This window comes from uncultured Paenibacillus sp. (assembly GCF_963515335.1).
Lineage (GTDB): Bacteria > Bacillota > Bacilli > Paenibacillales > Paenibacillaceae > Paenibacillus_I.
Map to the genome: position 1 here is coordinate 15,460 of NZ_CAUPYC010000033.1, position 18,607 is coordinate 34,066.

Below are 18,607 nucleotides of genomic sequence, written 5' to 3' on the forward strand. Positions count from 1 at the left end.
TGCGGCTGCATACATTGAGGTGAAGCGATAACCATGATCGACGTATCGGTAAAACAGGACCTGCGCGAGATGGCGAAGCGGCTCCAAGAACTCAGGGGGTCTCTTTGACTTGGATCTCAAGCAAGAGATGATAGCCAACTTTGAAGAAAAAATGACCGCGCCCGATTTCTGGGACGACAACGAAAAGGCGCAAAGCGTCATTTCGGAGCTGAATGCGGTCAAATCGGTCGTGGAGCAGTACGGCAAGCTGGTGGCCGAGCAAGAAGATTACGAGACGATGCTGGAGCTGGCGGAGGAGGAAGGAGATGACTCGCTGGAAGCCGAGCTGGCGAGCGGAGTCGAGGAGCTTGTCCGCAAGGTGGGCGCTTTCGAGCTGCAGCTGCTGCTGAACCAGCCGTATGACAAGCTGGACGCCATCCTTGAGCTGCATCCGGGCGCCGGCGGCACCGAGTCGCAGGACTGGGGCCAAATGCTGTACCGCATGTACACGCGATGGGCGGAGAAAAAAGGGTTCAAGGTCGAGGTGCTCGACTACTTGCCCGGCGATGAAGCGGGGATCAAGAGCGTGACGATCTCGATCAAGGGCTACAACGCATACGGCTATCTGAAGGCGGAAAAAGGCGTGCACCGGCTCGTGCGGATCTCGCCGTTCGACGCCTCGGGCCGCCGGCATACGTCCTTCGTGTCGTGCGACGTGATGCCGGAAATTTCCGATGATATCGAGATTGAGATCCGCAGCGAGGATCTGAAGGTGGATACGTACCGCTCGAGCGGCGCCGGCGGGCAGCACGTCAACAAGACGGAGTCGGCCATCCGGATTACGCACATGCCGACCGGCATCGTTGTGGCGTGCCAGACGCAGCGTTCGCAGATACAAAACCGTGAGCGGGCGATGCAGATGCTGCGCTCCAAGCTTTATGAGCTCAAGATCGAAGAGCAGCAGAAGCATCTGGCGGAAATCCGCGGCGAGCAGTCCGACATCGCATGGGGCAGCCAGATTCGTTCGTATGTTTTTCATCCGTACAGCATGGTGAAGGATCACCGCACGTCGGTCGAAACCGGCAACGTCGGCGCGGTCATGGACGGCGATCTGGACATCTTCATCGACGGCTATCTGCGCAGCCAAATTCGCTCCGAATAGCTTGTCAAGGCTAGTCTTAAACACACTTCTAATGTATAATCGTGTCAGGAACACCAAACCCGTGACGACAGCTGCCGCATCGCATACGCACGCCTGTTGTCCGTTCCTATTCCATATCTGGAAGAGGAGATGAAGGAAGATGGAACAAAGCATTTTGCAGGCGCTCGAGCAGATGGAGGGCCGGATTATCCGGCACGTCGACCAACGGATCGATGATCTGCGCACGGAATTGAAGGCGGAGATCAACGACCTGCGCATGGAGGTCAACGACCTGCGCACGGAGATGAACCGCCGGTTCGACGAGATCGAGGAAAAGCAGACGGAACTGCTTGCGATCCACACGGAGAAGCAGGCGATCAAGCTGAGCGTTATCCAGTTGGAGTTCGAAGCGCTGACCAAACGGGTCGAGAAGCAGGAGCTCATTACGAAGCATCTTTTATAAAGCTGTAACGTCCGATCCCCGATTGTCAGCAATCGGGGATTTTTAATGTGTTGGAGGTCCTGTCTTCTTTGTACTATATTGATGGGTGCGGCTGAAGAGAGTTCCCCAAAACCATTGTATTTAAATAAATCAGAATGTATAATAATACAATCTTGAGCGCTATTTATTCGAACGGCCGCTTGGTGTAGAATGGTTACTTAGGAAGTTCAGGGATAGGAGAGAATGTTATGGATTCCAAGATAAAAGCCGCGATCGTCGGATCGACCGGATACGGCGGCGTGGAGCTGATTCGGCTGCTTGCGTCGCATCCGCAGATAGAGGTGACGTCGGTCATTTCGTCCTCGAACGCCGGGTCTCCGATTGCGGAAGGTTATCCGCATCTGACGGAAATCCGCACCGAGCTGCTGGACGGCATCGAGCCGGCCGCAATCGCTGCCAAGGCGGATGTTGTTTTTCTCGCAGCACCCGCGGGCGTAGCAACGAAGCTCGCGCCCCAGCTGCTTGAGGTCGGGCTGAAGGTGATCGACGTGTCCGGTGATTTTCGGTTGAAGTCGCCGGCTTTATATGAGGAATGGTACAAAAAGGAGCCTGCCGGGCAAGCGCATCTGGATCGCGCCGTTTACGGCCTCGCCGAAGTGTTCGGGGAAGAGTCGAAGGGTGCGGACTTGATCGCCAATCCGGGCTGCTATCCGACTGCAGCGCTGCTGGGACTCATACCGGCCGTGGCGGAAGGCTGGATCGATCCGGCGACGATTATTATCGACGCCAAATCGGGCGTTTCGGGAGCCGGCCGCGGCGCGAGCCTCGGCACCCATTATGCGGAAATCAACGAAAATTTCAAAGCTTATAAGGTCAATAAGCATCAGCATATTCCGGAGATCGAGCAGGTGCTGAAGCGCGTGGCCGGCAAGCCGGTGACGACGACGTTCACCGCGCACCTGGTGCCGATGACGCGCGGCATCATGAGCACCATGTATGCCACGATCTCAGGCGATCGCAGCGATCGCGATTTTATCGACTTGTACCGTCGTTACTACGAGAACCGCCGCTTTGTTCGTATCCGAAGCGAAGGGGTTCTGCCGGCTACCAAAGAGGTGTTCGGCTCCAACTATTGCGACATCGGCTTTGCCGTCGATAAGCGGACCGGCCGGGTCACGATCGTGTCGGTTATCGACAACCTGGTGAAGGGCGCGGCCGGGCAGGCGGTCCAGAACCTGAATTTGCTGATGGGTTGGGACGAGCAGCTTGGACTGGAATTCGTGCCGGTCTATCCGTAAAGCATCGCATCGAATCATCAGCATCCCATTATCATGGCTTACGTGAAGGAGAATTCGATCGGAATGGAAAATGGAACGCCAGCTTCGTACAAGGTCGTGCCGGACGGCTCGATCACGACGCCCCAAGGCTTCAGAGCGGGCGGTCTGCACTGCGGCTTGAAGAAAACGACCCGCCATGACCTGGGCGCCATCGTCTGCGAGGTGCCGGCTTCGGCGGCGGGCGTATATACGACGAATGTGTTTCAAGCGGCGCCGCTGCTGGTTACGCGCGAGAGCATTGGCAAGGAAGGCAAGCTGCGCGCGGTGCTCGTCAACAGCGGCAATGCGAATGCCTGCACGGGCAAGCAGGGCGAGGCCGATGCGTACAAGATGCGCGATTCCTTCGCGGATTCGATCGGCGTTCCCGCGCATCACGTCGCGGTAGCCTCTACCGGCGTGATCGGCGAGCTGCTGAAGATGGACCGCGTGCTGGAGGGCATCGTCCGAATGCCGGCCCGTCTGAACGGCGGCAAGAACGGCGCGGACGATTTCAGCCAGGCGATTCTGACGACGGACCTGGTGGAGAAAACGGTTTGCGTCTCCGTCGAGATCGACGGCCGCACCGTGCACGTCGCGGGCGCAGCGAAGGGCTCCGGCATGATCCACCCGAACATGGCGACCATGCTGGGTTTCGTCACGACGGACGCGGCGATCGGCAACGAGTCGCTGCAATATTTGCTCCGCCACGCGACCGATCTTTCGTTTAACATGATCACGGTCGACGGAGACACGAGCACGAACGACATGCTGGTCGCGATGGCGAGCGGCCTCGCGGGCAATGAAGAGCTGACGCAGCGCCATCCGGATTGGAGCAAGTTCTCCGACGCGCTGCGCTACGTATGCGAGGTGCTGGCGAAAGCGATTGCGCGCGACGGCGAAGGCGCGACGAAGCTGATCGAGGTGCGCGTGCGCGGCGCCCTGACCGACGAATCCGCGCGGGCCATTGCGAAGACGGTCATCGGTTCGTCGCTTGTGAAATCGGCGGTGTTCGGCGCGGACGCCAACTGGGGCCGCATTATCGCGGCTGTTGGACGCGCGGGCCAGCCGGTCAATCCGGAGACGGTGGATATCCGGCTCGGCGACATCGCGGTGCTGGAGCAGTCCCGGCCGATTCCGTTCGACGAGGAGCGGGCGCTTGAATATTTGAAGGGCAGCACGGTTCAGATTCATGTCGAGCTCCATTACGGCGAAGGCGAAGCGACCGGCTGGGGCTGCGACCTGACGTACGACTACGTGCGGATCAACGCCGCCTATCGGACTTAAGCGAACGGAACGGAACGGAGCGGAAAGGAAAGGAACGGTAAAGGCGATGACGGAACAACGTTTTGTGATGAAATGCGGCGGAAGCACGCTCGCGGCGCTGCCGGCGTCGTTTTTCGGCGAGCTGCGGCAGCTGCAGGAGGAGGGCGTCAAGCCGGTCATCGTGCACGGCGGCGGCCCTGCGATCTCCGAGACGCTGACGAAGCTCGGCATCGAATCGGCATTCGTCAATGGCTTGCGCAAAACCGACGAGGCGACGCTCGACGTCGTCGAGATGGTATTGGCGGGCCGAATCAATAAAGAGATCGTGCGCAAAATCCAGCAGAGCGGCGCCAAGGCGCTCGGCCTGTCCGGCGTCGATGGGGAGCTCATTCAGTCGAAGCCCGTGGCGAACAGCGACGAGATCGGTTTCGTCGGCGACGTGACCGATGTGAACGCCGTCGTCATCGAGGGCGTCATGAGCATGGGCTACATTCCTGTAATTGCGCCGATCGGGATCGATGAGGCCGGCCAGCGCTACAACATTAATGCCGACACCGCCGCCGGCGCTGTGGCATCGCATCTCGGCGTAGAGCGGATGATCGTCGTGACGGACGTGCCCGGCATTCTGAAGACGGTGGACGGCGAGAAGCGGGTGCTGCCGACAGTGACGGTGGCGGACATCGAAGCGATGATCGCAAGCGGCGAAATATACGGCGGCATGATCCCGAAGGTTCGCGCGGCCATCCAGTGCATTCAGGGGCGGGTGCGCGAGGTCGTGATCGTGAACGGCGACGAGCCGGGCGTGCTCGGCAAGGCGGTGCGCGAAGGCGGGATCGGCACGCGAATCGTGCGCGAATAGCTTTTCATCGTATCGGCAGGTAACCGGCAATTTAACAGACGACCATTATCCGGAGGTGGAACGATTATGACTGAATCCAACGCGCAAAGCTCGCTTTTTCCGACTTACGGCCGTTATCCGGTCGCGCTTGTGAAAGGGCGGGGCAGCTGGCTGTGGGATGATCAGGGCAACAAATATTTGGACTTCATGTGCGGGCTGGCGGTAACGAACCTCGGCCATGTGCCGCCGAAGGTGAAGGACGCGCTGGTCAAGCAGCTCGATGAGCTGTGGCATGTGTCCAACCTGTTCCATATCCCGAACCAGGAGGCGGCGGCCAGGCTGCTGACCGACAACAGCCATGCGGAAGCGGTGTTCTTCTGCAACTCGGGAGCGGAAGCGAACGAAGCGGCGATCAAGCTTGCGCGCCGTTACCACCAGAAGGTGCTCGGCACCGGGCGTTACGAGGTCATTACGTTCACGAAATCGTTTCACGGCCGGACTTTGGCGACATTGACGGCAACCGGGCAGGAAAAGGTGAAAGAAGGCTTCGCCCCTCTGCCGGAAGGCTTCGTGACGGTGCCGCTGCATGACGTGCCGGCGCTGGAGGCGGCGATCAGCGGGAACACCGCGGCGGTCATGCTCGAGATGGTGCAGGCCGAGGGCGGCGTCCATCCGGTCGACCCGGCATTCCTGCAGACGGTCGTGGAGCTGTGCGACAAGCATGGCCTTCTGCTGATCGTCGACGAGATTCAGACCGGCATGGGCCGGACCGGCAAGCTGTTCGCGTTCGAGCATTACGGCATTCAGCCGGATATTTTCACATTGGCCAAAGGGCTCGGCAGCGGCTTCCCGGTCGGCGCCATGCTGGCGAAGGGCAAGCTGGCCGAAGCGTTCGGCGCCGGCAGCCACGGCTCGACGTTCGGAGGCACGCCGATTGCGGCCGCGGTCGTCAAGGCGACCGTCGAGACGATCGTCGGCGACAACGTACCGGCGCGCGCCGCGGAAGCGGGCGACTATTTGCGGGAGCAGCTGCGCGGGAAGCTCGGCGGCAATCCGTTCGTGAAGGAAGTGCGCGGCAAAGGGCTGCTGATCGGCATCGAGTGCGCCGGACCGGTCGGCGACTTGGTAACGGAAGCGCGCAGCCGGGGGCTGCTTGTCGTGACGGCGGGTCCGGACGTGATCCGTCTGCTGCCGAACCTGCTCGTTACCCATGAAGAGATCGACCAAGCGGTCGGCATTTTGTCCGGCGTGCTGGAGGGCCAGGCTGCGGCTGCGAAGTAGGGGCGACATTTTCCGCTTAAGCGGGTGAAATATTAAGGGAGTGAAGGAAGTGCAAGATACGGTAAAAGAAGAGATGGCCGTCAATTTGAAGGGGCGGGATTTCCTTGCGCTGGCCGATTACAAGCCGGAGGAAGTCCGTTACCTGATCGACCTTGCCATTGAGCTGAAGCGCAAGCGGAAGGCCGGGGAAACGTACCAGCCGCTTAAGGGAAAGACGCTGGGCATGATTTTCGAGAAATCGTCGACACGCACCCGCGTATCGTTCGAGGTGGGCATGTACCAGCTGGGCGGGCACGCGCTTTTTCTGAGCAAGAACGACCTGCAGCTGGGCCGCGGAGAGACGGTATGGGATACGGCGCAGACGATGTCGCGTTACCTCGACGGCATCATGATCCGCACCTATGCGCACCGGACGGTGATCGAGCTGGCGCGCGGCGCCACGGTTCCGGTCATCAACGGGCTGACCGATTACGCCCATCCGTGCCAAGCGCTGGCCGACTACCAGACGGTGCTCGAGCACAAGGGGCGCCTGGAAGGGCTCAAGATCGCGTACATCGGCGACGGCAACAACATGGTGCATTCGCTGATGGTGGGCGCGGCCAAGCTTGGCCTGCACATGTCCGTGGCATCGCCGGAAGGCTACGAGCCGGACAAGGACCTGACCAGGCAGGCGAAGGATATGGGCGCGGAAACGGGCTCGACCATCCGGGTGGTGCGCGACCCGCGGGAAGCGATTGAAGGAGCTGACATCGTCTATACCGATGTGTGGGCGAGCATGGGCTTCGAGGCCGAGCAGAAGGAGCGCGAGATTGCGTTCCGGAACTACCAGGTCAACGAGGAGCTCGTGAAATACGCCAAGAGCGACTATGTGTTCCTGCACTGCCTGCCCGCGCACCGCGGCGAGGAAGTGAGCGCGGAGATTATCGACGGCAGCCATTCCATCGTGTTCGACGAGGCCGAGAACCGGCTGCACGCGCAGAAGGCGATCATGGCTGCGATTATGTGAAATAGGCGGCTCCGGCCGGCACGGGCGGCTGACCGGCGAACGGATGGACGGACGGACGAACGGCCCGGAAGCTGCCGCATTCATTTTGGCGAAGGAGAGAGTGGAATCGTTATGGCGAAGGAAAAAATCGTGCTGGCCTATTCGGGCGGCCTCGACACCTCGGTCATTCTGAAGTGGCTGAAGGAAACATACGACGCGGAGATCATCGCATTCACGGCCGACATCGGACAAAAGGAAGAGCTGGACGGCCTTGAGGAGAAGGCGCTCGCGACCGGCGCATCCAAAGTATACATCGACGACCTGCGCGAGGAATTCGCGAAAGATTTCATCTATCCGATGTTCCAGGCGGGCGCGCTGTACGAAGGGCAATACCTGCTCGGCACGTCGATCGCGCGTCCGCTCATCGCGAAGCGGATGGTCGACATTGCCCGCGCCGAGGGCGCGACTGCGATCGCGCACGGCGCGACCGGCAAAGGCAACGACCAGGTGCGCTTCGAGCTGACGGCGGCGGCATTGGCGCCGGACATCGCGGTGATCGCGCCTTGGCGCATTGAGGCGTTCCGGGAGCAGTTCCCGGGCCGCGCGGAAATGATCGCCTATGCCGAGAAGCACGGCATTCCGGTTCAGGCTTCGGCGTCGAAGCCGTATTCGATGGACCGCAACCTGCTGCACATCAGCTTCGAGAGCGGCATGCTCGAGGATCCGTGGTTCGATCCGAGCGCGGAAGCGAACAAAGACATGTACGTACTGAGCGTGTCGCCGGAGGACGCGCCGGATCAGGCCGAATACGTCGAGCTGGCGTTTGACGCGGGCAACTGCGTCGCCGTCGACGGCGAGCGGCTTAATCCGCTTGGCGTGATGGAGAAGCTGAACGAGCTGGGCGGCAAGCACGGCATCGGCCGCGTCGACATGGTCGAGAACCGGTTCGTCGGCATGAAGAGCCGCGGCGTATACGAGACGCCGGGCGGGACGATCCTGTTCACCGCGCACCGCAAAATGGAGTCGCTCACGATGGACCGCGACGTCATGCATCTGCGCGACTCGCTCATTTCCAAATACGCGACTTTGGTATACAACGGCTTCTGGTTCGCGCCGGAGCGGCTGGCGCTGCAGGCGCTCGTGACGGAAAGCCAGAAGAACGTCTCCGGCGTCGTCCGGCTGAAGCTATACAAAGGCAACGTGATCGGCGCGGGCGTCAAAAGCCCGGTCAGCCTCTACAACCCGGACATCGCCACGATGGAGGCCGATCCGTCCAAGGCGTACGACCAAGGCGACGCGACGGGCTTCATCCGCCTGAACGCGCTGCGGCTTAAAGTGTCTTCGGGCGTCGAGCAATCGAAACGAAAGTAATCGTGCTTGTTTGCCCGGGCGCCCGACGCCCGGGCAAGCTTTTATGGGGTCCCCGAAAAGTAATATCGAAAGTTACATTGGGGATGATTTTGCGTAAAGGAGCGTAACGAGACGTGAGTAAATTGTGGGGCGGCCGGTTTACGAAAAAAACCGACCAACTGGTGGAGGAATATACGGCGTCGATCACGTTCGACAAGGAGTTGGCCGAGGAGGATATCCAGGGCAGCCTTGCGCATGTGACGATGCTCGGCAAGCAGGGAATCGTGCCGCAGGAAGACGTGGAGACGATCAAGAGCGGGCTGAACCGGGTGCTGGATAAAATCAGGCGCGGCGAGCTCGAGTACTCGATCTCCGACGAGGATATCCATATGAACATCGAGAAAACGCTGATCGACGATATCGGTCCGGTCGGCGGCAAGCTGCACACGGGCCGCAGCCGCAACGATCAGGTGGCGACCGATATGCACCTGTACCTGCGCAAGCGGGTCGTCGAGTTCGTCGACCTGCTGCACAAGCTCCAGGCCGCGCTGATCGGGCAGGCGAAGGCGAACCTCGACACGATCGTGCCGGGCTACACGCATCTGCAGCGCGCGCAGCCGATCCTTTTTGCGCATCATCTGATGGCGTACGTCTCGATGTTCGGCCGTGACGCCGAGCGGCTGCAGGACAGCTACAAGCGCATCGACATGCTGCCCTTGGGCGCGGGCGCGCTGGCCGGCACGACGTTCCCGATCGACCGCCATTTCGTGGCGTCGCAGCTGAACTTCGGCCGCGTGTACGAGAACAGCCTTGACGCGGTCAGCGACCGCGACTTCATCCTCGAGTTTCTGTCGCATGCGTCGATCATCATGATGCATTTGTCCCGTCTGAGCGAGGAGCTTATTCTGTGGTCGAGCACGGAGTTCCGCTTCGTCGAGCTGGACGACGCCTTCTGTACGGGCAGCAGCATCATGCCGCAGAAAAAAAATCCGGACGTGCCGGAGCTTGTCCGCGGCAAAACCGGCCGAGTATACGGCAATCTCGTCGGCCTGCTCACGGTGTTGAAGTCGCTGCCGCTTGCGTACAACAAGGACATGCAGGAGGACAAGGAAGGCATGTTCGATACGGTGCGCACGCTGCAGGGCGCTTTGCAGCTGTTCGCGCCGATGATCGCGACGATGAAGGTGAACAAGGCGCGGATGCGGGAAGCGGTCAACAAGGACTTCTCGAACGCGACCGACATCGCCGACTTCCTCGTCGGCCAAGGGCTGCCGTTCCGGCAGGCGCATGAGGTGATCGGCAAGACGGTGCTGTACTGCATCCAGCAGAACAAGTACCTGCTCGATCTGACGCTGGACGAGTACAAGCAGTTCTCGGAGCTGTTCGACGAGCGCATCTACGAGGTGCTGCAGCCGGAGAGTGTCGTCAACGCGCGCAACGTGTACGGCGGCACCGCGACCCCGCAGGTGACGGAGGCGATCGCCCGCGCCGAAGCGGAGCTGGAGCGCAGCGCCGCGTGGGTGAACGAGTATGCGGAGAAAAGCAAATAAAGCAGCAAGCGTGAAAAAAGGCTGTTCAGTCCGCAGGATGCGGGGTTGAACGGCCTTTTTACGCCAGAAGCGGAGGGGCGGCGGGAAATAAGCGGCGGAATGCAGGCTAGAGAGCGGCGGACGGGGTGGATGACGGAAATAAGCGGCGGAATGCAGGCTAGAGAGCGGCTAACGGGAGGGTGGACGGAAATAAGCGGCGGAATGCAGGTAAGAGAGCGGAACGGGAGGCAGTGGAGAAAGCTGCAAATGTCCTGGCGCACGTTAGCGGGGGAATTGGAGGTAGTGGAGGTAGTGTCCCGGGCGCACATAGTGCCTTGGCTGAGGGTCCGCCGAGAGCCGAAGGCAACGCAGCGCTTAAGGGCGGTCTTTGCAGACCGCCCCCTTACGGCTACTCTTGCGTCTGTACGCCGTCTTCCAGCAGCGGCGTCCTGTTCACGCCGCCGCCGCGGGCGCCTCCACCGCCGCCGTCTGCTGAGTCGGAGCCGGGGCGCGCGCCGCCGACGAGCACGACGCTCGGCGTCGGCCGGTACGTGTCGCGCGACACCCGTTCGCGGCTCACCTTTTTGCCGTCCCGCACAAGCGTGCGGTACGTCTCGACGACGAAGCCGGCTTTGCCGGCCTGCAGCACTCTTCGGCTGCCCGACGGGGCGTAAGCGTTGGGGATTTCACGCACCGGCGGCTCCAGCAGCCTCACTGTTCTCGACTCGATTTCATAGCGGACGTTCGCCGGCATCGTGCCGAAAAGCTTGACGGTGAGCTGCCGCCCTTCCACCTCGGAGCGGATGACGATATATTTGCCGGTCGTATTCTTGAACCGGAAGTTGATGGCGCCCTCGGCAAAGGTGGCGTCCTGCCCTTTGGGCACATAGGAGACGGGCAGCGAATGGTTTCGCCGCTCGACAATTTCCAGTCCGGCGCGCAGCACGGCGTTGTACAAGGTGCTGGACACCTGGCAAATCCCGCCGCCGATGCCCGGCACCAGTTTGCCGTTCAGGATGACGGGCGCCTCGCGGTAGCCGTATTTCACCTGAACGGCCTTGACGACCTTGCCGTAGTCGAACATCTCGCCGGGCGCAAGCGTCCAATCGTTCAATGTACGCGCGGTGATCGCGACATTGTGGATCCTTCCGGCGGCGCTGCTGCCGAGTCCGGTGGTGAACGTCATGATTTTCCGCTCTACGCCCTCCGCCTTCAAACGCTCCAGCGTCACGTCGGGCTCGATCTTTTTTAGCGGCAGCTTCACCCGGATATTCCGCGCGTCAACCGCCCCTGTCCCCGACTTCGGCTCATCGTCCGCCGACCGGGAAGCGTCACCCGAAGAAGTCCCCGAATTCGCCGCCTTCACAACCGCGGCGAACAATCCGTCATAATCGGCCCGATAGGCAACCGAATGCGGCCTGTACACGATCCGGTCGTCATCCGTAATCGTGCGGACCGCGTCAACCGGCTGAACCGCATCCAGCCAGCCCCATTCCCGCCGGGCAGCCGAGACGAACGTTTTTTCGTCCCATGCCGCTTCTGCGGCGAGCGATTTGGGGAATCCATAACGGTATCGCGCCCTTTTCCAAACGCCGCCCTCCCGCAGACGGCGGATCGCGTTCAACGATTCGTCCCGGCGGATGCGGAAGCCGAGCTCCGAGCGCGTCCATTGCGACGTTTTTCCGTTGATGCCTTCTACCGCTACGTTCCCCGACTCCAGATCGTCCCATGCCGCGACAAGCTTTTCCAACGCCCGGTCAACCGGCAGTCCGCCGATCGGAACCCCGCCCGCGATTACGCCGTCCGGTATGCTGTTCGGCGAGGCATACATAACCAGCGCACCCCAACCGGCTGTTGCGAGTACCGCTGCCGACAAGGCCGCGATGATGAGCACGCTTCTTTTTTTCATGGACAAGCCACCTCGATTGCCGCATCTTATTTCTCTCATAGGTATGAAAATCGAAGACAAACCATTCCAACCCCGCTTCTTCCGACCCTTGCCTCCCTGCCCCGTCGACAAATTGCGACTTCCTTTTTCTGCGAAAAAAGTCAGTCGGCATGCGGTGCAAACCGATTATGAGAATTGTTAAAAATGCAACTTTATGACCGGTTTTAAAGGAAATTCGATTTTTATGTCGAATTCATAAGACTGACTCTCAACAGGATGTGATACAGTGATCGAAATGCACGATGTTTGGAAGACCTATGCCGACGGCACACATGCGCTCCGCGGCGTATCGGTACTTATAGATCGAAACGAATTTGTCTATCTGGTCGGGCCGTCGGGCGCCGGCAAGTCGACGTTCATGAAGCTTATCTATCGGGAAGAGGTTCCGACGAAGGGACAGATTTCGGTCAACGGCTTTAACATCGGGAAGCTGAAGCAGCGCAAAATTCCGTTCGTCCGCCGCAATATCGGCGTCATTTTCCAGGATTTCCGGCTGCTCCCGAAGCTTTCCGCCTACGAGAACGTCGCGTTCGCGATGGAGGTCATCGAAGCGCCCCGCCGGCTGATCAGGAAACGGACGATGGAGGTGCTCGATCTCGTCGGCCTCAAAGCCAAGCATGCCAGCCTGCCCGCGCAGCTGTCGGGCGGCGAGCAGCAGCGGGTGGCGATCGCAAGGGCGATCGTTAACAGCCCGTCCGTCATCGTCGCCGACGAGCCGACGGGCAACCTCGACCCCGAGACGTCCTGGGGGATCATGAATTTGATGGAAGAAATCAATTTTCGCGGAACGACCATCGTCATGGCGACGCACAACAAAGAGATCGTCAACACGCTGCGCAAGCGCGTCATCGCGATCGAGAACGGCGTTATCGTGCGCGACCAGGCAAGAGGGGAGTATGGTTATGAGATTTAGCACCATTCTCCGCCATTTTCGCGAAGGCGCGCTGAACATCGTCCGGAACGGCTGGATGTCGTTCGCGTCGATCAGCTCGATTTTCATATCGCTGTTCATACTCGGCGTCTTTCTGCTGCTGGCGCTTAACGTCAACAACCTGACGAAGCAGATCGAAAGCCAGGTCCAAATCCGCGTCTTCCTTTCGCTCAATGTGGACGAGGCGAAGAAAGGCGCATTGAACAACGCGATCGGCAACCTGCCGGAGGTAAGCAAGGTGACGCCGGTATCCAAGGAGGAGGGGCTCGAAATTCTCCGCAAGAACCTTGGGGAAGACGGTGCGGAGCTGCTAGAGGGCTACGATAAGGAGAACAACCCGCTTCCGGATTCGTTCACGGTAGAGGTAGTCGATCCCGAGCAGATCGGCTTCGTAGCCAAGAAGATCAAGGCGATCGGCGACAACGATCCCTCGCAGCCGATCATGAGCGTGAAATACGGGCAAGGCGCCGTCGAGACGATGTTCAAGGTGACGACGGCGGTGCGCAATATCGGGCTCGTCATCGTGCTTGGCCTGGCCGTAACGGCGATGTTCCTCATTTCCAACACGATCAAGATGACGATATTCGCCCGCCGGCGCGAGATCGGCATCATGAAGCTGGTCGGCGCGACCAACCATTTCATCCGCTGGCCGTTCTTCATCGAAGGCGCGTTGATCGGACTGATCGGCTCGGGCATCACGGCCGCCATCTTGCTGTTCGGATATTCACGGCTTGTCGCCGTGTCGCAGTTCGAGCTCGGACTGATGATGATCAAGCTTGTAACGCTTCAGGAATCCGGTTTGTTGATAGGGTCGCTGCTGATCGGACTGGGCACGGCGATCGGCATTTGGGGCAGTACGATTTCCGTGCGCAAGTACTTGAAAGTGTAGGTGGTCGAAGTCGTGAGAAAAGGTTTGCTGTTTGCCGCAATGATCTTATTCGCATTCGTTGTTTTCCGGCCGGTGGAGGGCGCAGCCGAATCCGGGCTGGACAAGGTCCGCAGCGAAATGAGCCGCTTGAAGCAGGACATGAACGACGTCGAGAACAACCTCAAGAAGGTTGACCTCGACAAGCGGAACGTGGCCCAGGCCAAAACGGCCACAGCCGAATCGATCAATCTCATCAACGAGCAGATCGATTCCGTTAATGCCGAAATGCAGGCCGTGACCGACAACATCACAGCGTCCGAGAATGAGCTGCTTGCCGCCGGACAAGCCCTGGAAGATACGGAAGCGCGTATCGAATCAAGGGATGAGCTGCTGCAATCCAGAATGAGGCTCATGTACACAAACGGCTTCGTTTCCTATATGGACGTGCTGTTCAACGCAAGCAGTTTCTCCGATTTCCTCGATCGGTTCGATTTGCTGCAGTCCATATTGTCGCAGGACAAAGATATTTTGGGGCAGTTCCAGGCGGACAAGCTTATGATCGACGAGAAAAAGCGGCAGGTCGAGCGGCAGCTTGCGGATATCCGGCAGCTTTACAACAAGAAGGAAAAATATTACAATTCCCTTAAGCAAAAAGAGCAGGAAAAAGAAGTGATGATTCTCCAATATAACGCACAGATAGAGCAGTTAGACGACCGTTCCGAGGATCTGGAGACGATCTCCGCGGAGCAAAAGGCACAGATGCTCGAGTTGGCCAAGAAGGAAAAGGAAGAGATGGAGAAGCGGCGCAAGAAGAAAAACGTCGTGTATTATAACACCGGCGGCAAGCTGGCCCTGCCGCTTAAGGACGCATACCGCCTGACTTCCCCGTTCGGGCCTCGGGTAAATCCCATCACCGGGCGTAAAGGCTCCATGCATACCGGATGGGATATGGCCGCGCCGCTCGGCACGCCGATCTATGCGGCGGAGGCCGGTACGGTCATCCTCGCCCAAAGATGGAGCGGTTACGGCAACGCCGTCATTATCGATCACGGGAACGGTATGTGGACGCTGTATGCCCACATACGAGAAGGCGGGATTATGGTGGAGAAAGGCCAAACGGTCAAGCGGGGCGAGAAAATCGCGGAGGTCGGCAGCACCGGCAACTCAACCGGCAACCATGTGCATTTTGAGGTCCGGTTGAACGACAAGGCGGTTAGCCCGGCCAGCTATGTAAAAGGTTAACCGCGTCATCAGGCCACGGACGATCGGCCGCCAACCGGGTGTGACGGCACGCGCGGTTGGCGGTTTTCCGTTCCTTGCGGAGAATGCTTCCGATGTTCGTTCTGCTCCGCCGAACCTTGAGATGGAGGGGTGTCATGTTTTTTCGGGGCCGGACGGTAGCGATTTTTATTTTAATTGCCGTGATGGGCTCGGTGCTGGTCACGCTGACGGTCGCCGACCGGCTGCTGACGGTGCCGGAATTGCGGGAGTTAACGGGCGGAACGGAAACGCCGACTGCCGGGAACGGATTGAACGGAAAAGAAATCGACAAGCTGAACGCCGTATTCAAGTTGATCGACGACGTGTTTTATCGGGACGTCGACCGCGACCGGTTAGTCGACGGCGCGATCACCGGCATGGTGTCCGCGCTTCAGGATCCTTACTCCGTTTATATGGACGACGAGGAAGCCCGTCAACTGTCGGAGTCGATCGAAGGCTCCTTTTCCGGGATCGGCGCCGAACTGACCGTGAAGGACGGCAAGATCGTCGTCCTATCGGCCATGAAGGATTCCCCGGCGGAGCGCGCCGGCCTGCGCTCGCAGGACGTGCTGCTTACGGTTAACGGCGAATCGCTTGCGGGGCTCGATCTGAGCGCGGCCGTCGCCAAGATCCGCGGACCCAAAGGCACAAAGGCGAAGCTGACGGTGCAGCGCAAAGGCGTGAACCGGCCGATGCAGCTCATTCTCGTGCGCGACGCTATCGATCTGGAGACGGTGTCTGCGCAAATGCTGCCCGGGGGCATCGGCAAGATCGAAATCCGGCTGTTTTCCCTGAGCACGCCCGACCGGTTCCAAGAGGAGCTGCGGGCGCTTGAAGAGCAAGGGCTGCAGGCTTTGCTGATCGACGTACGGGACAATCCGGGCGGGGTGCTGCCGGCGGCGGTGTCGATCGCCCAGACTTTCGTCGAGCGGGGCAAGCCGATTGTCTTCAAGGAAGACAGGACGGGCAAAAGGCAGCAGACGCTGTCCAAGGGCAGCGCCAAGCCGTATCCGGTCGGCGTGCTGATCAATAAAGGCAGCGCGAGCGCGTCCGAGGTATTGGCCGGCGCCTTGAAGGAGTCGGCGGGGGCGCTTCTCGTCGGGGAAGCCTCGTTCGGCAAAGGGACGGTTCAAACGAGCGATTACGAGGTCACGGGCGACGGAAGCCTGGTGAAAATGACGGTCGCGAAATGGCTGACGCCAAGCGGCGCCTGGGTTCAGGACAAAGGCATCGTGCCGGATGTCGTCGCGGCGCAGCCCGATTATTTTTCGGTAGCCCGCATTTCGAAGACGGATACGCTGCGAAGGGATATGGTGGACGAAGACGTCCGAGGCTTGCAGGTGATGCTTGACGCGCTCGGCTACAAGCCCGGCAGGAAGGATGGCTACTTCAGCCCCGAAACGGAAGCGGCGGTGCGCGCTTTTCAGGCGGCGGCCGGGTTGCCGGCTACGGGTCGGGCGGACGCCAAGACGGCGGAGGAGCTGGAGGAACGTATCGTCGAACGAATCATGGATGAGGCCAACGATGCGCAGCTGGTGAAGGCCGTGGAGCGTCTGCAGGCGCAGATCGCCGGCACTGCCGCTGCTCAAGCCGTGCCGCTGTCGTCGGCAGCCCGGCTTGCGCCTTGACCATGGCTGCCGGGCAGGAGAAACGGCCCGCCGCGTCGAATGAATAGAAGGCCGGTTCGCGCACGGGCGCACGGCCTTTTTTCCTTTTTTCAGACCTTTCAGCATGGGAGTGGACGCAATTGGACGCAGCACTGGAGTTGCTGGGGCAAGCGGGGACGGCGGCAGGCCGCCTGCTGCTGCAGCCTTTTACTTATATAGCAGTCCTGTTGATCGGCATGCTGGCCGCCAGGCAAACGAGGCTGGAACGCCGGCTGTTTTACGTGCGGCTGACCGTTTGGCCGAGAATAGTGGGGCCGGCGGTACTGGGCGGCCTTGCCGCGGGCATCGTGCTGTCCGCCGCTTCGCTTCTGCTCGGTGTAACGCTTAACGGCGAGGCGGTGTACTGGCTGTGGGGCGCCTCGCTGCTGCTGATGCTGCTTCGCATCCGGTTTATGAGCTTTGTTTATGGAGCGGGTTTGATTGCGCTGCTCCAGTGGACGCTCGGCCGCTTCGAGCCGGCCGCCTCGTCCGAATGGTACGGCCCGTTCGCCGCTTCGCTGGCGGAGCAGGATGCGGCGGGCCTGCTGCTCATCGCCGGGCTGCTGCAGCTGGCCGAAGCGAGTCTCGTCGCCTGGCGGGGCGGACGCGGCGCAGGGCCTCTCGCGGTCGAAGGCAAACGCGGTCGGCTCGTCGGCGGCTACCAGCTCCAAACTTTCTGGCCGGTGCCGCTTTTGCTTCTTGTCCCCTCCGCCGCGGCGGATGCGGTGTTGCCCTGGACGCCGCTGTTAGGGGAGGGGCCGGCGGGCGGCTGGTCGATGCTCGGACTGCCGGCCCTAATCGGGTTCAGCGGCTTGACCACGTCGCTGTTGCCTCGCGAGAAGGCGCGTCAGGCCTCCGTCAAGCTGCTGCTGTCGGGCGCGGCCTCGACGGCTCTGGCGGCCGCCTCTTTTTGGTGGACGCCTTTCGTGCCGGTGGCTGCGCTCGCCGCGCCGCTTTTGCACGAGCTGGTTTATCATATCGAGCGGCGAAGGGAAGAACGGACGCCGCCGCTGTATATCCAGGATGACCGCGGATTGCGGGTGTTGGCTGTCGTTCCCGGCACGCCGGCCGACCGGATGGGCATACGGGCCGGGGAGATTTTGCACAAGGTAAACGGTGTTCGTGTCCGCTCGCACGAGGATCTGTACCGGGGGCTGCTCGAGAACTCCGCCTTCAGCAAGCTGGAGGTGCTGAATCTGGAGGGCCAGCTCAAGTTTGTTCAGCGGGCGCGGTTTGAAGGCGAGCATCATCAGCTCGGCGTCGTGCTGGCGCCGGACGAGAGGGCGGCGCATGTCGCGGGCGGCGTTCCGCGCTCGCTGTTCGATCTGTTCCGGCAAAGCGGCGGTGCCCGCAAGCGCGGGGGTTCGTCGGTATCGCTGTGAAGCAGGCGGCGGAGTCCGTAGGCGCGGGGGTTCGTCGATATTGCTGTGATGCAGGCGGCGGGCTTCTGTAATCCTGCAGCCTTTGACCGACCCGGATCGTTAGGCTGTAAATTGTCCAGCAGCATTGCCTCCTTTTCGCTTATCCCAACGCCTATGCTGGATTCCATCCAGTCAAAAGAAGGGATTTCGGTTTCTTACATCTCTGTTGTCGGTTTTCATTGGATCAAATCCAGGATAGCTTAAGCAAGAGAGTCGGGACGATCGTTTGATTGGACAAAATCCAGCGACCGAGCCCAGGCATCGCCGAAGTCCATGTTAACAAATGAGCAATACCCTGACAGTATGCTGTCAGGGTATTGCTCTATAATGGATAAGTAAGCAAAACCCGGCCATTGGCATCAACCTCCGATTGCGCGGGCGGCTCGTCATCGGTTATAATGGCAGGGGA

At 60.3% G+C, this 18,607-nt stretch carries 15 protein-coding genes; 14 read left to right on the forward strand and 1 reads right to left on the reverse strand.

The window, feature by feature from the left end:
* Positions 1-33: 33 nt before the first annotated feature.
* From prfB to argH, 9 genes are all read left to right on the forward strand, one after another.
* A protein-coding gene (gene prfB, locus RWM61_RS11975; RefSeq protein ID WP_314000992.1) for a peptide chain release factor 2 occupies positions 34-1,141 on the forward strand; the annotation gives its coding sequence in 2 pieces (ribosomal slippage) (positions 34-105 and positions 107-1,141; 1,107 coding nt in all).
* A gap of 139 nt (positions 1,142-1,280) precedes the next feature.
* Complete coding sequence (locus tag RWM61_RS11980) at positions 1,281-1,583, forward strand: hypothetical protein (RefSeq protein WP_314000994.1); 303 nt, start codon at positions 1,281-1,283, stop codon at positions 1,581-1,583.
* 227 nt (positions 1,584-1,810) lie between these two features.
* Positions 1,811-2,860 (forward strand): N-acetyl-gamma-glutamyl-phosphate reductase, encoded by a 1,050-nt coding sequence (gene argC, locus RWM61_RS11985; protein WP_314000996.1) that lies wholly within the window; start codon positions 1,811-1,813, stop codon positions 2,858-2,860.
* A 63-nt stretch (positions 2,861-2,923) separates the two neighbouring features.
* Positions 2,924-4,162, forward strand: coding sequence for a bifunctional ornithine acetyltransferase/N-acetylglutamate synthase (gene argJ, locus RWM61_RS11990; RefSeq protein WP_314000998.1), 1,239 nt, complete (start codon positions 2,924-2,926; stop codon positions 4,160-4,162).
* Positions 4,163-4,208: 46 nt separating this feature from the next.
* The gene (gene argB, locus RWM61_RS11995) at positions 4,209-5,000 is read left to right on the forward strand and encodes an acetylglutamate kinase (protein WP_314001000.1); all 792 of its coding nucleotides are present in this window, start codon (positions 4,209-4,211) and stop codon (positions 4,998-5,000) included.
* 66 nt (positions 5,001-5,066) lie between these two features.
* On the forward strand, positions 5,067-6,260 hold the full coding sequence (locus RWM61_RS12000) for an acetylornithine transaminase (protein ID WP_314001002.1): 1,194 nt from the start codon (positions 5,067-5,069) through the stop codon (positions 6,258-6,260).
* Positions 6,261-6,333: 73 nt separating this feature from the next.
* Complete coding sequence (gene argF, locus RWM61_RS12005) at positions 6,334-7,266, forward strand: ornithine carbamoyltransferase (RefSeq protein ID WP_399538499.1); 933 nt, start codon at positions 6,334-6,336, stop codon at positions 7,264-7,266.
* A 111-nt stretch (positions 7,267-7,377) separates the two neighbouring features.
* Complete coding sequence (locus tag RWM61_RS12010; protein WP_314001004.1) at positions 7,378-8,616, forward strand: argininosuccinate synthase; 1,239 nt, start codon at positions 7,378-7,380, stop codon at positions 8,614-8,616.
* A gap of 113 nt (positions 8,617-8,729) precedes the next feature.
* Positions 8,730-10,145 carry an argininosuccinate lyase gene (argH, locus tag RWM61_RS12015; protein WP_314001007.1) on the forward strand — a complete coding sequence of 472 codons (1,416 nt, stop codon included), beginning with the start codon at positions 8,730-8,732 and terminating at the stop codon, positions 10,143-10,145.
* A gap of 388 nt (positions 10,146-10,533) precedes the next feature.
* Here argH and RWM61_RS12020 read toward each other — a convergent pair whose 3' ends face one another.
* Positions 10,534-12,033, reverse strand: coding sequence for a VanW family protein (locus tag RWM61_RS12020; protein ID WP_314001009.1), 1,500 nt, complete (start codon positions 12,031-12,033; stop codon positions 10,534-10,536).
* Positions 12,034-12,298: 265 nt separating this feature from the next.
* Between RWM61_RS12020 and ftsE the strand changes: the two genes are divergently transcribed.
* The 5 genes from ftsE (at position 12,299) to RWM61_RS12045 (ending at position 18,159) form a co-directional block, all read left to right on the forward strand.
* A complete protein-coding gene (ftsE, locus tag RWM61_RS12025; protein ID WP_314001011.1) occupies positions 12,299-12,985 on the forward strand; it encodes a cell division ATP-binding protein FtsE in 687 nt (228 codons plus the stop codon).
* Complete coding sequence (ftsX, locus tag RWM61_RS12030; protein ID WP_314001012.1) at positions 12,975-13,892, forward strand: permease-like cell division protein FtsX; 918 nt, start codon at positions 12,975-12,977, stop codon at positions 13,890-13,892. The genes ftsE and ftsX overlap by 11 nt, the downstream gene beginning before the upstream one ends.
* A gap of 12 nt (positions 13,893-13,904) precedes the next feature.
* Positions 13,905-15,113 (forward strand): peptidoglycan DD-metalloendopeptidase family protein, encoded by a 1,209-nt coding sequence (locus tag RWM61_RS12035; RefSeq protein WP_314001014.1) that lies wholly within the window; start codon positions 13,905-13,907, stop codon positions 15,111-15,113.
* Between the two features lie 134 nt (positions 15,114-15,247).
* Positions 15,248-16,759 carry a S41 family peptidase gene (locus RWM61_RS12040; RefSeq protein WP_314001016.1) on the forward strand — a complete coding sequence of 504 codons (1,512 nt, stop codon included), beginning with the start codon at positions 15,248-15,250 and terminating at the stop codon, positions 16,757-16,759.
* A 119-nt stretch (positions 16,760-16,878) separates the two neighbouring features.
* Positions 16,879-18,159, forward strand: coding sequence for a PDZ domain-containing protein (locus RWM61_RS12045; RefSeq protein WP_314001018.1), 1,281 nt, complete (start codon positions 16,879-16,881; stop codon positions 18,157-18,159).
* Positions 18,160-18,607 lie beyond the last annotated feature (448 nt).